The sequence below is a fragment of the Pedobacter sp. GW822-FHT03F06 genome (assembly GCF_058801365.1).
This window is the reverse complement of the sequence record NZ_JBXANE010000014.1, coordinates 94,401-112,842: the sequence shown is the minus strand read 5'-3', so window position 1 is coordinate 112,842 and position 18,442 is coordinate 94,401. Positions and strand designations below refer to the sequence as shown.

General features: G+C 40.5%; 10 protein-coding genes. 2 read left to right on the top strand and 8 right to left on the bottom strand.

Annotation, left to right across the window (positions count from 1 at the left end):
• Positions 1-367: 367 nt before the first annotated feature.
• From AC1RJ8_RS21545 to AC1RJ8_RS21535, 3 genes are all read right to left on the bottom strand, one after another.
• On the bottom strand, positions 368-2,038 hold the full coding sequence (locus tag AC1RJ8_RS21545; RefSeq protein ID WP_492955599.1) for a GH39 family glycosyl hydrolase: 1,671 nt from the start codon (positions 2,036-2,038) through the stop codon (positions 368-370).
• Positions 2,039-2,322: 284 nt separating this feature from the next.
• The gene (locus AC1RJ8_RS21540) at positions 2,323-5,286 is read right to left on the bottom strand and encodes a glycoside hydrolase family 2 protein (RefSeq protein ID WP_492955598.1); all 2,964 of its coding nucleotides are present in this window, start codon (positions 5,284-5,286) and stop codon (positions 2,323-2,325) included.
• Between the two features lie 9 nt (positions 5,287-5,295).
• Positions 5,296-6,297 (bottom strand): family 43 glycosylhydrolase, encoded by a 1,002-nt coding sequence (locus AC1RJ8_RS21535; protein WP_492955597.1) that lies wholly within the window; start codon positions 6,295-6,297, stop codon positions 5,296-5,298.
• Positions 6,298-6,645: 348 nt separating this feature from the next.
• On the opposite strand from AC1RJ8_RS21535, the gene AC1RJ8_RS21530 reads away from it, so the two are divergent.
• Both AC1RJ8_RS21530 and AC1RJ8_RS21525 read left to right on the top strand, forming a co-directional pair.
• Positions 6,646-6,921 (top strand): type II toxin-antitoxin system Phd/YefM family antitoxin, encoded by a 276-nt coding sequence (locus AC1RJ8_RS21530; protein WP_057933538.1) that lies wholly within the window; start codon positions 6,646-6,648, stop codon positions 6,919-6,921.
• 3 nt (positions 6,922-6,924) lie between these two features.
• Positions 6,925-7,200, top strand: a complete 276-nt coding sequence (locus AC1RJ8_RS21525) for a Txe/YoeB family addiction module toxin (RefSeq protein WP_057933537.1) — start codon at positions 6,925-6,927, stop codon at positions 7,198-7,200.
• Between the two features lie 67 nt (positions 7,201-7,267).
• Here AC1RJ8_RS21525 and AC1RJ8_RS21520 read toward each other — a convergent pair whose 3' ends face one another.
• From AC1RJ8_RS21520 to AC1RJ8_RS21500, 5 genes are all read right to left on the bottom strand, one after another.
• Positions 7,268-9,268, bottom strand: coding sequence for a RagB/SusD family nutrient uptake outer membrane protein (locus AC1RJ8_RS21520; RefSeq protein ID WP_492955596.1), 2,001 nt, complete (start codon positions 9,266-9,268; stop codon positions 7,268-7,270).
• A gap of 29 nt (positions 9,269-9,297) precedes the next feature.
• A complete protein-coding gene (locus AC1RJ8_RS21515) occupies positions 9,298-12,540 on the bottom strand; it encodes a SusC/RagA family TonB-linked outer membrane protein (protein WP_492955595.1) in 3,243 nt (1,080 codons plus the stop codon).
• Between the two features lie 574 nt (positions 12,541-13,114).
• Positions 13,115-14,479 (bottom strand): ABC transporter permease, encoded by a 1,365-nt coding sequence (locus tag AC1RJ8_RS21510; RefSeq protein ID WP_492955594.1) that lies wholly within the window; start codon positions 14,477-14,479, stop codon positions 13,115-13,117.
• A gap of 9 nt (positions 14,480-14,488) precedes the next feature.
• Positions 14,489-15,934, bottom strand: coding sequence for an ABC transporter permease (locus tag AC1RJ8_RS21505; RefSeq protein ID WP_492955593.1), 1,446 nt, complete (start codon positions 15,932-15,934; stop codon positions 14,489-14,491).
• Positions 15,934-18,441, bottom strand: a complete 2,508-nt coding sequence (locus AC1RJ8_RS21500) for a TonB-dependent siderophore receptor (protein ID WP_492955592.1) — start codon at positions 18,439-18,441, stop codon at positions 15,934-15,936. Before AC1RJ8_RS21500 ends, AC1RJ8_RS21505 begins: the two co-directional genes overlap by 1 nt.
• Position 18,442 lies beyond the last annotated feature (1 nt).

The following is an 18,442-nucleotide window of genomic DNA, read 5'->3' as shown; positions in this document are numbered from 1 at the left end:
GCTTGTTAGAAACGAGCGTTGGCTGAGATTGTGAGTAACCTTCATCCTGGGGCTGTGTCCTCACAGAACGGAAAAAAGAATATTTAGGTGATCTGTGGAGACGCAAACCACGGCAACTTTCATTGCTCGCGCTCGTTTCCAAACGAGTGCGTAAATAACATTACGATTATATCGTTATAAACGATTGTTTATTTAACGCTTGTTAGAAACGAGCGTTGGCTGAGATTGTGAGTAACCTTCATCCTGGGTCTGTGTCCTCACAGAACGGAAAAAAGAATATTTAGGTGATCTGTGGAGACACAGACCACGGAATTGGAGAAAAATACCTTCCTTATTTCCGTGCTTTCCGTGGCAAAAAAGCAAAATGCTACCAATCCAGCTTCAACAAAGCAACACCCTGCCTGGCTAGTTCAATTTCAAAAGCACCAGCTGCGGTATCAAATTTTCTGGGTTTACCAATCATTTTTAGCTGGCCTGCTTTTTCTAATGCTGCAATCTGTTTCGCATCTGGATTTTGAGGTGAACCCATTTTTTTCCATTCCGAATAAGCGTTGCTGTTTTCGGTATCAATGCGATATGCTGTAATAGTTACCATTTTTGCAGGCAATTTATTCAACAAGATGGATACAACATCTTTAGAATCCGTTTTATCCTCATCATGGTAATTCCACAACATAACAGCAGCAGTTTTCTCGGCTTTGGTGGCTAAAACACCTATGTCTGTCTGTGGTTTTCTGATGCTCGAATCTAAAATAGAGTTTAAATTGTACATGCGGTTACTTATGGCTTCAACACGGTTCCCTTTCATCTGGCCAAACATTCTGAATACATTTAAAACAGGTTTATCCACGCCGTTGGTAGCTAAATCGCGAAAACCCGCAAACCAAGGCTGGTTTTCAAATTCGAACGACCAGGTAACAGCGCCCAATAAGTTGATTTTATATTTATCTGTAAGTTCGTAAAGCCGGGCAAAAGAGGCTGCTGTATAACTCGAATACATGGTGCCGTTTCGGTAGGCATTTTCAGGATTGGTACTCATGCCACAAGCGGCACAGCCTTCAGGATCGGATTCGCCAATAATTACTGGTATGTTTTTTAGCTGAGGGTATTTACTGATAATTTTATAGTTGCCATCAATATTGCGGAGCTGAGCCCTTACATTCATCACAACGGTTCCATTAACCACCCTTGGTGAACCTTTAGCATGAAAAAGTACGGCATCTAAAGGCGATCCAATTTTGCCGGTTACATAATTGGTATCGTTTAAGCAGTGTTTAATAAAGGCATCTAAATACTTGGTGCCACCACCTGTTACATTAGCGCCACCAATTTTTGCTGTGGGTAAAGCCCTTTTAAGTCCATCGGCAGCATAATCGTAAAGTTTAAAGAATTCGGCCTGTGTGCCTTTCCAATAAGCGCCATCTGGCTCGTTCCACACTTCCCAGTACCAGCTTTCTACCTCTGCTTTGCCATAACGTGCTACACTATGTTTCACCCATTCGTAAACCAAATTGCCCCATTTTTTATAATCTTTAGGTGGGTAGGCCCAGCCGGTTAAAATTTCATCATACCGGGCGCCAGGTTTCCATTTGTGTTGATAGGGTTGAGGTTTGGTTGAAAGCGCCTCGGGCATAAAGCCAATTTGAGCCAAAGGTTTCATACCTCTTTTTACGTAGGTATCGAAAATCTGATCAACAATTTTCCAGTCGTAAACCGGATTGCCTTTGGCATCTTCTGTATAGGCATTCGTCGATCCCCATTTTAAAGCTGGTGTACCATCTCCGGAGGTAAGTAAATTGTGCGCACGTACATATACTGGAACGGGACTTAATTTTGAAATCTCGGTCAATAACTTCTGGCCATCTTTCATATAGGTGTAATTTGGCTCATCGTAGCCAAACCAGGCCCAAATGGGTTTCATGGGCGCTATATTCTTGTCGAAATTAACCTCAATATTGGCTTTAGACTGTGCATTTGCCGTATGGATGAAAGCGGTTAAGCTAAAGAGTAGGAGGTAAGCTTTTTTAAATGTTTTCATATCATGTTATTTAATGTCAGTCTGAGGGCTAATTTGTCTCCTCGAAGTGTCGTCATTTCGACCGCAGAGGAGAACCCGAAGGCTCTGCAAAGCAAAATCTTTTAAATTTCATTTCAATAACTTGGTTCAAAAATCTCAAAATCTGTTCGTAGCGTTCAGTAGGGCTCTACGGACTATTAATGGAAAAGAGTCTCCGACTCGTTCTTGTCAGTTGAATTTGAAACTCAATCTTATAATTAACTCCGTAGAGACGCTGCGCTTAAACGCTACAGACAGTTCATCGGTTAAGGCTGCTCGTAAATTTCTGCTTCAATAATACTTAAACCACCTTTTAGTTTGGTTTCTGCACGGTCAACACCATCATCGAGTTTTTTACCATTTACCTCTACGCCAATATATGAGTTTTCTTTTTCTTTTCCGGAGCCCACTAACTGTATGGTAACTGTTTTTCCTTTTGTTGCTTTGCAATTTGCTGTAAAATAACCCAAACTTGGTTTGCTATTGCCTTCGAAAACCACCTTTCCATCAACCAGGATCCTTAATGGATAAATTTTAGTCCTGAAACCATTCAATTTTAAAGACACTGCTGATACTGTACTTTCTTTCGCTAAAGTATATTTAATCCATGCAGTAGCGATTTTTCCATCGTTTACCCAATCGCTCAATTCGTTATCATCAAAACTTAAATTAGCTTTATCGTTATTGGCGCCAGCTTCGGCTGACACAATTTTGATCGATTTCCGCGAAACAGTGTATGATGGATCAACTGGTGTTGCCCCTTTGGTTAAGTTCGGTTTTAAGCCATCGCTTGGCAATTGGCCAGATAATCCATTCTCAATTTTAACTGCTAAAGTTTCAAAAGAAAGGCTGGCAGATTGTAAGCCTTCAGCTTTTGCTGTTAAATTAATTTTTCCAGCAGTGCTTGTTGATCTGATGAGCACTCTGTTTATTCCATTTTCAACTGGCAGGTCTTTAGCTAAAATATAGTTATCAGGTCCCTGAGCCAAACCTCCACGCCATTCGGCTGGTCCATCTAAACTAAATTTGACCATATCTGAAGCCGTAGGGCAACGGTTTCCATTCTCATCTGTTACTTCAATTTGTACCAATACCACATCGGCACCATCCGCTTTAAACCCACTTGGGTTTTTTATTGTAGTGAGTTTTAAAGCAGCAGCTTTACCTGCCGTTGTTAATTGTGTTTCTGCCAGTTTTTTTCCTACTGAAGAATAAGAGATGGCTTTGATTGTTCCTGCCTGATAATTAACGTTTTTAAAAGTGAATAGAAAACCATTACTTTTTTCACCAAAACCAAGCGATTTATTGTTCAGAATCAGCTCTACCTTGTCGCCACTGGCCACCACATATACATTCTTCTTAACGCCAGCTTTGTAGTTCCAGTGCCCGATTAAGTGGATGCCAGTTTTTTTTGCATCAACCCAACCATCCCACATCACTTTGTGCGCAAAAAAGGCATCTTTAGGAATGCGCATCGCATCCACTTCGCCACTTCTGCGGTAGTTTTCTTCCCCGCGGTGGTGGGTGTTCGAATCAGAAAATATAATGTTCACCCCACCAGAACTTACTCTGGTTCCTGTTCCGGGGCGTTCTTCGTAATATTCGTTCCAGCGGATTACATCTTCAATGGCAAAAGAATCCTGGTTGCGGTTGTAGTCGCTGGCATCGGCATCTTTATATTTCGGACCTGCACCATTTACATGGAAAGGAGGGGAGAACTCATCCCAATACTTCCGTAAGGCTTCATCTCTCGAATACTCCATAGACCATACTGGTTTGGTTGCACTTTTATTGATGTACAACATTTCGCCGCCATATTCGGCTTCAGGAATATCGAGCATTTCTCTCGATCCGATGGCTCTGCCGCCATTTGGGTCATAAAGATTTCTAATGTCTTTCATTTCCTGCATGTGCGCTACACTGATCGATTCGTTTCCACATTCGTAAAAAACGATACTCGGGTTGTTGCGGTTGTAAATAATGGCATCCGTCATTACCGCTTTTCGTTGGTCCCAACGGGTGCTCGTTACATCTTTTTCCGAATCTCCGGCAGGCATCGCCTGGATCAAACCTACACGGTCGCAAGATTCTATATCCTGTTTCCAGGGTGTAATGTGCATCCAACGGACTAAATTGGCATTACTTTCTACCATGAGTTGATTACTGTAATCGCTTAGCCAAGGTGGTACCGATAGGCCTATTGCCGGCCACTCATTACTGCTGCGCTGGGCATAACCCTTCATCATCAATACCCGGTCGTTCAAATAAACCATCCCGTTCTTAAATGCTGTTTTTCTAAATCCGGTTTTGGTTTTCAGCTCATCGATAATCTTGCCCTCAGATTTTAACCTTGAGGTAACGGTATACAGATAACCATAGCCCCAGCTCCAGAAGTTTAAATCTGTTACCAATGCCTGTGCTTTTAAAGTTAAAGTATCGCCCGCTTTGATATGGGTTTCTGCTGATTTAAAGGTTTTAACAATTTTTCCGTCAAGATCTTTTAGCTCCACTTCATATACCAGTTTCTGATCTACAGTGCTTTCGTTTTTTACCTGCGATTCGGAAACAATCACAGCCGATTTACCTTTAATGTTAAAGTCTTTTGCGTAGCAATAGTTACCAGTAGTTTTTAGGCTAGAATAAAGTGGGAGTGTTTGGTATATGTTGCCTGTTACATGCAGGCGTACATTTTTCGATATCCCACCATAATTGGCATTAAAATTTTTATCGTTCCATTGGTAGCCAGAATTGGTTGCCTTTTCTTTGTAGTTCCAGGCATTATCGATCCTAACTGCAATCACATTTTCTTTGTTCTGATTAATTAAGCTACTTATGTCAAACCCAAAGGCCATCACGCCGTTTTCATGTCGACCAATAAACTTTCCGTTCAGGTAAAATTCACCGGCCTGCCTGATGCCTTCAAATTCGAGGAATATTTTAGTGCTTTGGCTGGTTTCTGAAATGGTAAAATGTTTGCGGTACCAGGCAATGCCCGTTGATAAATCTTCTATCGACTTTTTAAAGGCTTCATCTTCATTCCAGGCGTAGGGAAGGGTAATGGCTTTCCACGTTTTGTCGTCAAAATCGCTACCTTCTGCACCAGGTAAATCGCCAACATAAAGTTTCCATCCAGGATTAAAGTTGTAGGTTTTTCGTGGGGTAGCTGGTTGTTGGGCCAAAGCGATAAAGGGTAGGAACGCAACCATTAAAAAGAGGTAAATATGCTTCATTATATTTGCTTAGGGGTTTAATTTAATGGATAGGGGTTTATCGCGGTTGCAGCTGATTTCGCCATTGGCGTAATCTAATTCTGCCAGTTGAATCACACTTCTTCTGGTGGTGTAGTTATCGATTCCTTTATTTTCGGGTGTTCGGCCAGGATGGGTAAAGTAATAGATGTAGGCTTTATCTCCATTCACTACCACATCGGCATGGCCGCCCATTACACCATCATCGGTTCCTTTTCCGGGTGCCTGTAAAATGTTTTTAGGCTGTCTTTTCCAGGTAAGGAGATCGGTAGATGAATATATGCCTAAACCGTTCCAGTTGTCGACCACCATCCAATAAGTGTTTTTCCAATAGAAAACTTTCGGACCTTCGCAGCCTTTATCGCCAATCAGTTTTTTACCGCTATCTTGCCAGTTGTACAGATCTTTACTATCGGCATAATAGATCGATTTACCAGCCATTTCATTGTTGTAATACATGCGCCAGCCTTTGTTGTCGGGCAGTTTAAACACACAGGCATCAATGCAACGGTCGGAAGCCAGGTTTAGTTTCGATTCGAATTTCCAGTTGATGAGGTTTTTGCTGGTGAGGTGGACAATATACCTCGGGTGGCGCCAATCTTTAAAAACGCCGGGCACATAGGTTAAATACATGTGGTACAGTCCTTTATTTTCGATTACTTCGGGTGCCCAATGGGTATAATCGGTTAACCGATATTGAATATCGCAGGTATCGCGGTATTTCCATTTTACACCGTCTTTCGATTCGGCAATGCCAATCCTCGTGCCATGCACCCAGCTTACCCCATCTAAATTTTTTTCGTTGGCCCTGCGGTTGGTATAAAACATAAACCATTTTTTTTCGCCTTTATTCCAGATCACCACCGGATCAGCCGCACCATTATAAACAGGATCGCTGTACAATGGCTTGGAAACTAGCGTTGTTTTATTGCTTTTTTGAGCAAAAGCACATATAGAAAACAGTACTAAAAAGGTAAGGAGGAGTTTCTTCATCTCAAATTGATCATTATTGGACAGTTTCTATACCATTGGGATAAAAACGCCATTAATAAAAAGGAAATATTTGGTTAAATAGTTTAAACGAGATTAACGTTTAAAATTGAGAGTGCCATCCTGCTCTGTCCTGTAGAGAATGGGTTGCATATGGATAAACAGCTTTTAGCGCTTTTCAAATGCTTGAAAGAATGCTTTATCCGATATAGCGAGGTGGTAACAAAAGTAATACAATTTAACGGAGCCGAATATAAGATGAAAGGAAATAATAATAGAGGTCATGTTATTTATTTTTATTTGGTTTTTTGTACGTTATGATGTACATTTGATTGTACAAATTTTATAAATATGAAAGCAGTGACCATTTCTTCTCTGAGAACAAACATGAAAGGCTATTTCGATGAGGTAAGTGCTACAGAGGACGTTTTGATTGTTCCAAGAAATAATAATGAAGATGATGCTATTGTAGTGATTTCAATTAAAGAATATAATGCACTTACCGAAACTGCACATCTCATGTCAACGGAAGCAAATCGTAAAAGATTAGAAAACTCAATTGAAAGTTTGAAAGTAGGTAAAACTAGGAGATTCTCTTTAGAAGACGGAAAATCGGTTGAGGACTAAGCTATGAATATCGTATTCACTGAAGAAGCTTGGGAAGATTTTGAATATTGGATGGATAACGATGCGGAAGCAGAAAGAAAAATCAGAGAACTGTTGAAGGACATAAAGAGAACTCCGTTTCATGGTTTGGGTAAACCAGAACCATTAAAGCATAATTTAAAGGGCTTTTGGTCGCGGCGGATTACCGGGGAGCATCGTCTGGTTTATCAAATATCGGGTACCAAAGGTAAAGATCAACAATGTGCCGTTATTCAATGCCGGTTTCACTACAATAAATAGTAAATATCCAAACAAAAAAAGAGCAATAAACCCGAAGGTAAATTGCTCTTTTTAAGGCTTAATTTGCTTACCAGCCAGGGTTTTGCATAGCTTGTTTTTGTTCAGGTGTTAATGCTGCGCCCCCGCTCTTAATCACATCTAAGAAACTTTGAGGAATTGGGCGCAGGTAATGTTTGCTTTCTGAAGGTTTTGCCTCATCGTTAAAGGCAGCGGTTCTGGTCACCAATGTTTTGGTACGTGCCAAATCTTCCCAACGCAATAACTCGCCCATTAGCTCTCTCGAGCGTTCGTTTAAGATAAAAGCTGTAAACTTATTTTCCTGTGAGGTTGCACCAATTTTATCATAAAACTCTTTGTTGGAGTTAAATATATCGGCCTCGCTATTTAAGTGCATACCGGTTAGGGTAGTGGCAGTTGTGGCGGTTAGGTTATTCGACTCGAAATAGCTGTTTTTATCAGAGTATGAAACAAATGGCGCTGTGTTTGCAGCAGGGTTGTTTTTATACGACGCACCACCATCTACATACGCTGATCTGTCTTCTCCCTCTTTATACGCAGCGCGGTCTCTAACTTTATTTAGGTATGGAATGGCCTGCGCAAACTGGCCCATTCGTCCGTAAGCTTCAGCCGCAATTAAATAGGTTTCTGCCAAACGGGCTAAAATGCCATCACGTTGACCAAATTGCGAGGCAACAGCATTTCTGGAACCATCCATAAATTTTGATAAAGCAACAAACTGACTTACACCATAATTTCCATGCCCACCCAAATAACTTTGGGGTTGGCCAGCAAAATACCTTATATACATACTTGGTTTACGGCGGCCAATATCGGTGGGAAGTGCAGGGTTTGCATTTGCAACGGCAGGTGTATACCTGGTATCGCCTGCATTATTAACGATATATAAAATAGATTCTTCTCCGCCGGCAAATTTTGCTTTACCTACAAGATCTGGTGTTGGCGCTGTTCCTGCTGTCCAAAGTGGTGCTCCGGCAGGCCTATTACATAAATAACGTGTTTTAAAACTTTTCCAAAACCTCGAGTCGTTTACACGGTCGAAAACGTCGAGGGCATAATCCGTAGATCTTAAACGCTGGAATTCACGATCGCCCGGGATATCACGTTGCATACCGGGTAAATTTTGGTAAATAGAGGGATAATACAAATGTACCTGGTTACCATAACGCCCCTGAGTAGCTGTATTGCCAGAAAATTGTGCGGCTAATATGATTTCTTTGTTGGTTTCGTTCGCGCCATCAATGGTGGTGAAATTCCATAAATCGCTAAAGTTGGTAGCCAGGGTATGCTGACCGCTGTTAATCACTAGGTCGGCATATTTTACTGCATTTTGTAAATCAGCAGTTTTGGTGTCACTATTCCATGCATTGTTTATTTCGCTTGCACGAAATAAATACGCTTTTGCCAAAAAGTGCGCAGCTGCCCATTTGGTAATCCGGCCGGTTTCTGTTACCGTAGCCGGCAAAAAGTTATAAGCCTGTGTAAAATCTTGAATTACTTGCTCATATACCTCTTTTGCGCTGTTCCTTGTAAATTCTTCCTGAATTAAATCCTGTGCTTCTAACCTCAGCGGAACACCGCCATACTGTTTTACCAGTTTAAAATAATCGAAAGCACGCATAAAATAACCTTCGCCCAGGCGTGTGTTTTTACTTGCACCCTGATAATACAACGGCACGTTCTTGATAAGAATATTGGCCGAATTTATGTTTTCGTACATATTATCCCATACACTGGCCACATCCGAATTAAGGGAATTTAAACTCGCATCGTAAGAGTTCCACATTTGTTCAGTTCTATCTCCACCAACTGTAAATTCATCCACTCCATAGTTGGATGTAGTATATGCCCAGGTATAGTTAAAGTGAAACTTTAAACTTTGGTACATGCCTATGGTTAAACCGTCGAGGCCATCAGTTGTTACAAAATCTGCAGTGGTACGGGCATTAACAACTTCTTCGTCTAAGAAGCTTTTTTTGCAAGAAGTAGGGAAAATCATCAGTCCTCCTAATATTGCAGCACCCGATAATATATTTATAATCTTTTTCATGATCAATTTCTTTAAATAGCGATTAAGGATTACAGACTAACATTAACACCAAATACTACACCTCTGTTAAAAGTTGAGGTAACGGTATTGTTGGATGAGATGCCCGAATCAGGATCAACCCAGCCAACATTAGAGTAAATTAAACCCGGATTAATGGCCTGTGCATACACCCTTAATTTAGATAAGGCTAATTTTTTAGCAATTTTTTCTGGGAAATAATAACCCAGAGAGATATTTCTGATTTTTACGAAAGATCCGTCCTGGTAGTTCATAGAACTTCTGTAGGGGTCGCCGGCTGCACTTCCATAATTTGGTGCAGGATAATCATTTGTTGGGTTGGTTGGTGTCCAATAATCAACTAAGCGTTGGGCAAAACGACCCTGAAGCGATTCCGCACCTGTGGCAATTAAGAAATTATATCTTGCGATAATAAAAATAGAAAGGTCGAAGTTTTTGTAAGTAAAGGTATTGGTCATCCCGCTGGTCCAGCTTGGAGTGTAACTTCCTCTTATCATTCTATCGTTATTGGCATCAATTTTATAATCGTTATTTAAGTCCCTAACCCGAATACTGCCTGGTTTAAAAGCGCTTGCTGCTGGCAGGTTAGCATTAAACTTTGCCATTTCAGCTAAGTCTTCAGGTGTATTTTGCCAGATGCCATCTTTTACAAAATCGTAGGCTACTCTAACCCTTTGACCGATGAACAATAAACTACCAATCACATCGCCGTTGGCCAGTTTAACCACTTTATCTTTGCTTGCCGAGAAACTTAATGTTGTAGACCAGTTAAAATCTTTGTTTTTTAAGTTCACAGTGTTCAGGGTAATGTCGATACCTTTATTATGGGTTTCTCCAATGTTATCAAAAGATGAAGTATAACCATTTATCGAAGAAATATCTTTTTGTAATAACAGGTCAGTGGTTTTAGATTTATATAAGTCTATGGAACCGCCAACTCTTCCTTTAACTAAGCTAAAATCAAGACCAAGGTTATATTGTAAGGTATGCTCCCACCCAAGCGCTTTGTTTGGTAAGGTAGGAGGGCTGGCTAGTGATGCATCAGAGGCTACATATCCGGTTTGTACCGAACCACCATAAGTATAAGTTAAGGGCTGTAATTTACCTAAAGTTGTTCCATAAGAAATGGCCGAATTACCTACACTACCCACACCTAATCGAAGTTTCAGTTGATCAACCCATTTGATGTTTTTCATAAAATCTTCCTGATCTATACGCCATGCAATAGCAGTAGAAGGGAAAAAGTCCCATTTGTTGCCTTCAGCTAATTGCGATGCACCATCCCAACGGGCAGATGCAGTTAACAGGTATTTGCTATTAAAACTGTAGTTTACCCTGGCCATGTAGGATACAAGGGTATTTTTACTCAAATCGGTACTGAAAGCATCCAGGCTCGGAATATTTGCCCCGCCTAAGCCATACCAAAGTGGGTTACTTAAAGGAATTTTAGTTCCCGTCATTGATGAACTCTCTTCTTTAAAGAGCGATGAACTTTGCAATAAAGTTACGCCAAAGTTGTGTTTTTTTACAGTTTTATCGTAGTAAACCAAGTGATCTAACGTATAGGCAAATCTGTTGTTTTGGTTAAGCTGAGCGTAGTTGGTAGAACCTGATTCGCCCGCACCGCGATTGATTGATTTTGCATCCTGATACCTTCCGTTGTAGTTGTTGTAAAAATCAGGGCCGAAGTTAATACGGTACTTTAATCCTTTTAAAAGGCTTACTTCAGCATAAAAAGAGCCGATTGTTCTTAACACTTTACGTAAATTGATATTGTATTGATCTTCACCCACTGGATTTTGGATATTGATGTCGGCACCTGGTAAATTGATCCTGTTACCGTTTACATCAAAAGGTACAGCAACAGGCAGCATGCCAAGTGCTGCGCCATATAAACTGCTCGGCCCTGTTGCATTACCTGTTGAAAATCCATAGTTCTGCAAGCCATAAGATGCGGTAATGTTAGCCCCGAATTTAAACCACTTTACCGGATTCAATTCTACACTTACCTTAGAAGTATAACGGTTATAATCCTGGCCTAGTTCTGTACCAATCTGGTTTAAGTAGCCAAATGAGGCGTAGGCTTTTAATTTGTCCGTACCGCCACTGGCGCTTAATACATGGTCTTGTGTAACACCAGTACGTGTAACCAAATCAGTCCAGTTTGTTGTGGGCACTAAACTGCCATTGTAAACTCCATTTTGCCAGCCTTGCGCAATATTTGCCGTTACATAACTATCGTTAGGAAATATACGGTTATCATCTGCTTGTGTTGGTATAACAGGATAAGTAGTGCTTGCCTGTGCTGCAGGGTTTAAATAACCTACACGACGGTAAGCATCGCGACGGAATTCTATGTATTCGGCAGCATTCATCATCTGTGTTCTATCCTGGATGGTTTCGATAGTTGCTGTACCCACATAATCTAAAGTTAATCTGCCGGCTTTACCTTTTTTAGTGGTAACCAGAACAACACCATTTGCTCCTTTGGATCCATATATTGCAGTTGCCGATGCATCTTTTAAAATGTCGATGGTTTCAATATCGTTAGGATTGATAGCTTCGATACCGCCTGCGGCAAATGGAATACCGTCTACCACGTAAAGTGGTGAATTGCTGGCGTTTATAGATCGTACGCCTCTGATTAAAATGGAGCCGATCTGACCTGGGCGCTCGTTTGAAGTAACATCAACCCCAGCTGCCTTGCCTTGTATGGCTTGTAATGCATTTTGTACGGGTCTCGATCTGATCTGTTCTGCACCCACGCTTACAACCGATCCAGTTAAATCACTTTTCTTTACGGTATTATAACCAACAACTACAACCTCGTCTAAATCATTTGTGGAACTTTTTAATTGGATGCTGATCGTTGTTTTTCCATCTACAGGTACCTCTTGTGTGGTATATCCAATGTACGAAACCACCAAAACCGGGTTGCTCACGGTTGATGGGATAGTAATGGAGAAAGCACCGTTGGCATCGGTAGAAGCAACAATGGTAGTGCCCTTCACTTTAATGCTAACGCCAACTAAAGTTTCACCTTTTTCATCAACAATTTTTCCTTTAAGGTTAACATCTCGTTTGCTCGTTGAAATGTTTGTACCCACAGTTCTTGGTGTTGCTTTACGGTTGGTCGCATCTGCAGTATTCGCCACACAGAGTAGGCACAATGCCGACATACCCGTAAACAGGATTTTTTTGTACGAAGAGCCTTTTCGTCGCTTTAGATTTTCTGGATAAAAATTACGATCCATAGTTTTATTGGTTATGTAAATATTTGGTTATTTAGCCAAATAGCATATCAGATGGAATGTGCTATCTGTTTTGAGGGCATATGATTAAGCAATTAATCCATTGTTTATTGGGATGAATTAGCAGTTGTTGAATGAAAATGAGTTAGTTTTTAATTTTTTTTGACTACAATAGTCTTTGCTTCGTTTTTAAGGCTTTAAAAGGCAATATAGGGGGCGATTAAGTGCAAACGATTGCATTGTTTGATGTGTGGTTTTTCTTGCTCATATAAGTATCGATTAATAATTGATTATATTTGGTTATACGAGATTAGAACTTTTATTTCGTTAGTCCATCCTGTTCCATCCTGTAGGCACAGCCAGATGTAAAGATTTTCTTTTTTGGGTAATAGGTTTTAGTAAATGGTTCAATAGTTATTTGCTGCAACTTAGGGTTTAACTCATACTGCTTTTGATTTCGGCTAATTTTTATTTGAGGGGCTATCTTATTCAATATTAACGTGCTTAACGTTTTTATGATAAAAAAATGGTCCATGTAAACACAGACCATTTTTATATTGTTTCAACCACTGTAAACCTAAAATTGTTCCTGCCTTTTAAAGTTAAAAGCTGTTGTTCCAATTAAGATTACGGTGAGGATCGATATAGATAGCAAATTAACCCAAACTGAAGGCCTTTGCTGCGGAGTATATTTTTCCAGTTTATAGGCCTTAATATCTGTACTGTCTACTGCCTTATTAAGAAAAATTGTTGGATAAAAATGCAAGCGGATCTGCTCGTGATATTTTCTAACCGCCTGCTGGAAATCGAGGTGGGTATTAAGATCCGACCCAGCCATGTTGTTTATCCCTAACTGGGTTTGTATGGTAGGGAAGAAAAATGCAAACGTATTTGTAAATCGCTGTCTGGCGGCCAGTTTATTCTCAATTGCGCGCCTGCTTGCCACTGCCTGGTCATCACCCATCTGTTGCATGGCATAATACCAGAACCAGCTAAAAGTTTTCTCTTGCGGGAAGGGATATTGCTTCAGCTGCGGGTAATGTTCAAAAAATGGTTTCATGGTTACTTCTTTGGCCATGTCCCATTTTTCGTGATAACCCTCGCGTTGGTTAATTACATGTTGCAGTGCTTCTGGCATGGGATATTTTCGGGTAAGAAAAAGGTTAAGTGATGCTGGAATTACAATGCAGATAAGTACCCAAACAGCAACCAATGCCGATGCATTAAAGTTCGATGATTTTGCTAAAGAAATGACAAAAAATGAAACTGCAAACCAGAAGGCCAGATAAAGGATGATGAGAGTGGTTATTGAAAAGAAAATGAAATCTACAGGCAAATGCAGATAAAGAATAGCTACAAATAATAGGAATAAAGCAACAGAAAAAATTACGGCTACCCTAACTAAAAATTTTTGCAAGATTACCCGAAAAGACTGATTGGTCTGCGCCCTTAAAAGCGACCAAATTCCACTCTCTTTTTGCTCCGAAAGTAAGTTATAGCTAAAGGCAATAATTACCAGGGGGAATAAAAAGATAAATACAAAACTCAGGTCCATGTTGCCCAAAAGCAGGCTTACCGGGTTATTAATATCTGTATCGTAAATCTGGCCTTCTAAACCCAGCATGGTTACCGAAATTAAATAAGGGTTAATATCCCGCTGCCCATTGGCAAAGGCGGCCCAGGCATTGGGTGCATTAGCCAATGAAAACTTATTGTGGTAAAACAATAAGCCAATATCTTTGCCAAAATGATCGATATTGCTTAAGGTGTTTTTCTTTTGTAGCATTGCTGCTTTTTCAATTACGGCCTGTTGGTTGGCAATAAATGTTTTGCCGAAATACAAACCGGCAAAGCCTGTAATCAGCAGCACAAAGATGCCTATCCATGAGGAGCTGTTTCTAAAAAACAGTTTAAATTCGAGGTTATATATACTTTTTTTCATCCTTAATAACTATATCGTTTTAATCCACCTGGTCGTGTACTGTAGCAGCATAACCGTTGCCAATAACCAACAGGTTAAAGCACTCAGGGCCAATAACTCATTTGTTATTACTGAACTTAATTTACCAAATTGATAATTAAAATCAGGTTGCCCGGCCCAGTTTGCCTTACTAATGGCCAAAGGTTTTTCTTCTTCTCCCGGTGCAATGTTGCTGATCTTATCAATCTGTAGTTTATTCATCTTTTGTGCCAGCTGATAGCGGTAAGCTTCTGCCTGGTTCTGAAAATCAACAAAGGTGTCAAAATCAGAGGCTGTTATGGCCATCGAAATATGTTTTAGGGATAGATAAGGGTTCATGAAACCTGCTACTGTTGTAATGCTGTTCTGCTTTTCAAAAATTTTATTCAGTTCCCTTTGGTGGTTACTGTAAATTTTTGACGTTATTTTTTCGCCCTCTGCCATAATATAGCCACCATAGTTAAAAGGCAGTTTTTTTACATCGGTAACACCGTAAGTTTTGAGTAGTGAGTCTTTAATCGCAGTATAATGTGGGTCATCTGGATTATGGCTATCGCCCTGTTTATGGATGTCGGTTGCAATGGCATCTGCAAATTCTATTTTAGATGGCGAGGGATAAATTTTTACGCCGATTGCCTGGGTAATCCTGGGCATAATGACCATAAAAAATATCCAGCAGGCCAATAAAGTAGTTAGGGCTGATTTAGAACTGTGCGCAAAAGCCGAAACCAAAACCGTTATGGCAGATACAATGAAGAAATAAATTGCATAGCTAAAAATCAATACCATTAAGCGCAAACTGGCATCGCCACTAATCTGCCAATGACTTAGCGAGGCCCATAGCAAAATGGTAAGCAGCATAAGCGGTATAAATATCGACAAACAAACACCAATTATGCCCAATGTTTTGCCCCAGAGGAGCTGTTTCCAGCTTACATTTTGGCATAGCAGGATTTTTAATGTTCCCGATTCGCGCTCAGCCGAAATGCTGTTGTAACCTAAGAAGAAAATAAGTAGCGGTACCATAAGTTGCAGCACCATAGCCACACTAATTTCGCCGAAGCGCAACATGCCGTTAGAAAAACCTGCTTCACTAAAATTCACTGTGTTTTGTTTATGCGCTTCTAAAAAGATCGATACACCTGCAAAACTTTCTATCCCAAAATCGAAGAAACTGAGTTCGTGTTTCTCACGAAAGGCGAGGTAACCATAGTGCGCCATCCGGTGTGGATGTTTATCAGGTTTTGCCAGCCATTGTGCCCTAACCAATTCTTTATAGTGCAGGCGCTGATTGTTTTGTGTTTTAAAATTTTGCCAGCCTACATAGGTAGCCAAACAAAGCGATAAACCTAATAAAAGGGTTAAGGCTATGGTGGCCCTGTTGTTAAGGACGGTTTTAAAAGTTTGTTTGGCTATAGTGCTTATTCTATTTGGCATTATATTCTATAGGTTACGTTAAACATTACGTTTCTTGGCGTACCGGGGAAAAGGCGTAGATAGTTTTGTGCGCCAACCCAATAGGTTTTATTTAAAATGTTATTCATATTTACAGCCAGTTGTACCTTAGAACCAGCAGGCGAATAATAAAGCGCAGCATCAAAAAGGGTATAAGCAGGTAGTACGAAATCTCTGATGTACAACGGAAGTTTAGTGCCACTATACTGTAAACCGGCTCCAAAACCTATTCCCTTTAGCTTAAGTGTTTCAAAGTTGTAGCGTGTCCATAAGCTGGCACTGTGTTTTGGTGTGTTCTGCACCCTTTGACCAATTAAATCAGGATTAAAATCATCCTTAATAATGGCATCTACATAACTATAACCTGCATTAAACTGCCAGTTAGATCTGATAAAGCCAGAAGCTTCGAATTCGAAACCACGGCTGCGTTGGGCACCGCGTTCTATCAGGCGGTTTACATCCAACGGATCGTTTGCATTCATCAACAGGTTTTTCTGGTTGATTTCGAATACCGAAATGTTAACCATCAAACTTTTATTCAACCATTCAGATTTTGCACCAATCTCTTTTAAATCACTTTCTAAAGGTTTAAAATTGGTTCCTGCAGGTGGTGGAACAATAACCAGGGTTGAGGTATTGCCTTGAGGCTGGTACCCCTGTAAATAGGTTCCGTAAAGGTTAATGTTTGCGTTTATGGCATAGGTAATTCCGGCCCTTGGCAAAAGCTTATGCTGATAAATTTTCTTTTCGGTAGCCAATTTGTAATTGCTGTAATCTTCGTACCACTCTTGTCGTAAACCCAATGTTAAAGTGAGCTGATGGTATTTTATCTGATCTTGCAGGTACACTGCGTTAACCAGATTATATGCAGCCGGAATTTCTGTTTTGGTAAATACGTAATCGCTTAAATTTTTAATGGTATAGCTCGGGTTGGCGAGGTTAAAGTGTTCTACATTGGGCACGGGTGCATTTATACCATTTATTGCCTTAAATAAATAGAGGTCCTTTTTTGTGGGGTCGTACCTCGCTGCGATGCTTCCATCTTTTAAACGGTAGCCCTGAGCCGAGTTTTCGCCACCGCCCCGCAGTTTCTGGGTGTTTATTCTATCGTACCCGATTACCAGCTTGTGGCTTAAGCTAAAAGTATTGGCGTTTATACTAAAATAGGTGCTTAAATTGTCGGTCCGCCATTTTTGCTGACGCTGAACGGCACGCATAGCCGCTAACGTAGGGATCGGTTGATTGTTTTCGTCAACGCCAAAAGCATTGGTGGTTCTATGTTCTAAAAGATCCTCGTTCCAGTTTTGCTTCATATAGGCCACATTAAATACAATATCCTGTGTAAGGCTATGCGAAAAATTGGTCATCAACATTAAATCCTGGCTGTTAAAACGGTCGTTACTGGCGCCCATATTGAAACTGATCGGTGTACTTTTTAAATCTGTTTTACCAGCAATTGCGCCAAAAATCGCCTGTCCACGGTCTAACCTCGAATTGCTGTTGTTCATTACCACTTCTACATTTAAGCTGGTTCGATCGTTCGGGATGTACGAAAAAGAAGGGGCAATCAGGTAACCCTTTCTGTATTGCAGGTCTCTGAAGCTTTTACTGTCTTCATAACCTACATTAAGCCGGTAAAGAAGCGTTTTATCAGCATTTAAAGGGCCTGTAAAATCTAAAGCGCCTCTAATGGTGCTGAAACTTCCGGCCGAGAGACTAATCTCTTTGCGGTCTTCTGTCAGTGGTTTTTTGGTTACCAGATTAATGCTTCCCCCTGGGTCTACACTCGAAAATGTAGCACTTGCCGGACCTTTTATTACCTCTATCCGTTCCAGGTTATTGGTTAAAGGCTGGTTAAAATAATATTGACGGGTACGCATGCCGTTAATAATAGCACCTTCTTCGTTCTGGTTAATTCCCCTGATCGAAAATTGGTTGTAATAGCTGCTTTGTGATACACTGGTTACATTTTTAACCGCATCGGCCAGTACAGCCGCCTGCCTGTCGGCAATTAATTCTTTCGAAACCGAAGAAATAGCCTGTGGAATATCCTTGTTCAAAGTAGCTGTTTTGGTGGCCGAAAAAGAGTAGTTGCCATAGTACTTTTTGCTATTGGTACCTACCACTTCAACGGTCTGCAATTCTTCGTTGGTGTTTTGCAGCACAATCGCATCCAGTTTTAAATCACCAATACCATTAACGGGGTAAATGCGATTAAAAGTGCTGTAGCCTATGGCGCTAATGGTGATGGTGTAATTGCCCATTTGAGGTAAAACAACCGAAAAATTACCGAGCGAATCGCTGCTTGTATTCAGTTGATTTTTCCCATTCTTAAATTTAATATTGGCTTTTTGGATCGCTTGGTTTTGGGTATCGATCACTTTTCCACTCACCTTTAGTTGAGCAAAAGCGACCAGGCTAAATGTGCTGAAGAGCAATAGCAAACAGATTGTACGGAAAATAGGAAGACCTTTATATATTGGATGCATG

Excerpts from the sequence above, each read along its gene's own strand:
- AC1RJ8_RS21500 (WP_492955592.1), bottom strand. The coding sequence starts at position 18,441 with ATGCATCCAATATATAAAGGTCTTCCTATTTTCCGTACAATCTGTTTG.
- AC1RJ8_RS21525 (WP_057933537.1), top strand. The coding sequence starts at position 6,925 with ATGAATATCGTATTCACTGAAGAAGCTTGGGAAGATTTTGAATATTGG.
- AC1RJ8_RS21505 (WP_492955593.1), bottom strand. The coding sequence starts at position 15,934 with ATGCCAAATAGAATAAGCACTATAGCCAAACAAACTTTTAAAACCGTC.
- AC1RJ8_RS21540 (WP_492955598.1), bottom strand. The coding sequence starts at position 5,286 with ATGAAGCATATTTACCTCTTTTTAATGGTTGCGTTCCTACCCTTTATC.
- AC1RJ8_RS21545 (WP_492955599.1), bottom strand. The coding sequence starts at position 2,038 with ATGAAAACATTTAAAAAAGCTTACCTCCTACTCTTTAGCTTAACCGCT.
- AC1RJ8_RS21520 (WP_492955596.1), bottom strand. The coding sequence starts at position 9,268 with ATGAAAAAGATTATAAATATATTATCGGGTGCTGCAATATTAGGAGGA.
- AC1RJ8_RS21515 (WP_492955595.1), bottom strand. The coding sequence starts at position 12,540 with ATGGATCGTAATTTTTATCCAGAAAATCTAAAGCGACGAAAAGGCTCT.
- AC1RJ8_RS21510 (WP_492955594.1), bottom strand. The coding sequence starts at position 14,479 with ATGAAAAAAAGTATATATAACCTCGAATTTAAACTGTTTTTTAGAAAC.
- AC1RJ8_RS21535 (WP_492955597.1), bottom strand. The coding sequence starts at position 6,297 with ATGAAGAAACTCCTCCTTACCTTTTTAGTACTGTTTTCTATATGTGCT.
- AC1RJ8_RS21530 (WP_057933538.1), top strand. The coding sequence starts at position 6,646 with ATGAAAGCAGTGACCATTTCTTCTCTGAGAACAAACATGAAAGGCTAT.